Consider the following 1,798-nt stretch of genomic DNA (forward strand, 5'->3'; position numbering starts at 1 on the left):
CCCTGACCCGGACCCCGTGCCGGGACCGGGCTCACCTTCCCGGTCCCGGCACGGCCACCCGGCTCGCGACAGAGCGGTTGTGACATCCCTCCGGCCCGGATCGACGTCAGGACCGGGCCGAGCCGTGTCCGAGGACGCCGTGATGGCGGCGGCGGTGCACGGCCGCGGTGCGGTGCAGGGCGATCAGGGCCGCGTCGTCACCGAGGCGGCCTCCCGCGTGGGCCAGCAGATCGCGGCGGATGTGGTGCATCAACGACTCGGGAGCGGCGTCGGTCCACTGCGCGACCCGCTCCGCGAGCGGGTAGAAGCGGCCCTGCCCGTCCCGTGCCTCGATGACGCCGTCGGTGTACAGCAGCAGGGTGTCGCCCGGCTCGAAGGAGAAGACGTCCAAGGTGCGCTCGGGGCCGTCCGCGCAGGGCACGCCCAGGGGCGGCGACGGGTGCAGGCTCGGCACGGTGACGACGTGCCCCGGGCTGAGCAGCAGGGGCGGCGGATGGCCGGCACTGGTCATCCGGGTGAGCGGGTCCTCGTCGGGGATCTCGACCAGCAACGCGGTGACGAACCGCTCGCCCGTCTCCTCCGGGGTGTCCAGCTCCGCGGTGTAGCGCTGCACGCTCTGCTCCAGGGACGTCGCCAGCTCCTGCAGGGTGACATGGCGGTAAGAGGACTCCCGGAAGGCGCCCAGCAGCAGCGCCGCCTCGCCGATCGCGGACAGCCCCTTGCCCCGGACATCCCCGATCAGCACCCGGACCGCGCCGTTGCAGCTGGTGGCCGCGTACAGATCACCGCCGATCTGCGCCTCGTCCTCGGCGGCCAGGTACAGCGAGGCGATCCGCAGCGGTCCGATGTACTCGGGCAGCGGCCACATCAGCACGTGCTGCGCGGCCTCGGCGACCGTCCGCACCTGGGCCAGCTGGGCCCGCCGGCGCTCCCGGACCGCGCTGTAGACCACCACGATGGCCGAGAGCAGCACCAGGGTGACGATCTGCACGATGTGGTTGGCGGTGCCCAGCCCGCCGTGGAAGGCGGCGATCACGATCTGGGCGGCCACCGCGAGCGCTCCGACCAGCGCGGTCGACCGGGGGCCTGCGAAGGACGGGGTGAGCGCGGGGGCCATGACCAGGGCGGGGCCCAGATGGATGTCCTCGGGCGTACGAAGGTCCGCCACCATGATCACCACGATGAGCGCGATCGGGAGCAGCAGCAGGGCGTGCGTGGACTGCCACGCCTGTCGCGGCACCGCGACCCTCCACCGGCTCCCCATGCCTACCAGCGTGCGGCACCGCCAGGCGCCCGGCCACCGCGAGCCGACCGGGCGCACCAGGCCCTAGAGGTTCACGGAGCGCATGCCGGACTCGTCGTAGCGCTCGCCCGCGGCCTTCGGTACCTCGGCGTCGATCCGGGCCAGGTCGTCCTTGGTCAGCTCGACGTCCACGGCGCCCGCGTTCTGCTCCAGGTAGCTGCGGCGCTTGGTGCCGGGGATCGGGACGATGCCGTCGCCCTGGGCCAGCACCCAGGCGAGGGCCAGCTGCGCCGGGGTGACCTCCTTCTCGGCGGCGATCTCCTTCACCTTGGCGGCGAGCCGCAGGTTGGCGTCCAGGTTGTCACCGGTGAAGCGGGGGCCGTTGCGCCGGAAGTCGTTCGCGTCGAGCTCGTCGGGGGAGGAGAACCGGCCGGCGAGGAAACCGCGGCCCAGCGGCGAGTACGGGACGAACCCGATGCCCAGCTCCCGGCAGGTCGGGAGGACCCCGTCCTCCGGGTCGCGGGACCACAGCGAGTACTCGGTCTGCAGGCCGAG

2 protein-coding genes are annotated in these 1,798 nt (G+C 73.1%); both read right to left on the reverse strand.

Going from position 1 to position 1,798, the window contains the following annotated elements; genetic code table 11:
• Positions 1-106: 106 nt before the first annotated feature.
• Positions 107-1,264: a PP2C family protein-serine/threonine phosphatase gene (locus tag ABZ646_RS46115; RefSeq protein ID WP_360533645.1), complete on the reverse strand. Its 1,158-nt coding sequence runs from the start codon at positions 1,262-1,264 to the stop codon at positions 107-109.
• Positions 1,265-1,327: 63 nt separating this feature from the next.
• The coding region (locus ABZ646_RS46120; protein WP_360533648.1) for an aldo/keto reductase at positions 1,328-1,798 on the reverse strand (471 nt) is incomplete at its 5' end.

It is taken from the genome of Streptomyces sp. NPDC007162 (genome assembly GCF_040634175.1).
Lineage (GTDB): Bacteria > Actinomycetota > Actinomycetes > Streptomycetales > Streptomycetaceae > Streptomyces.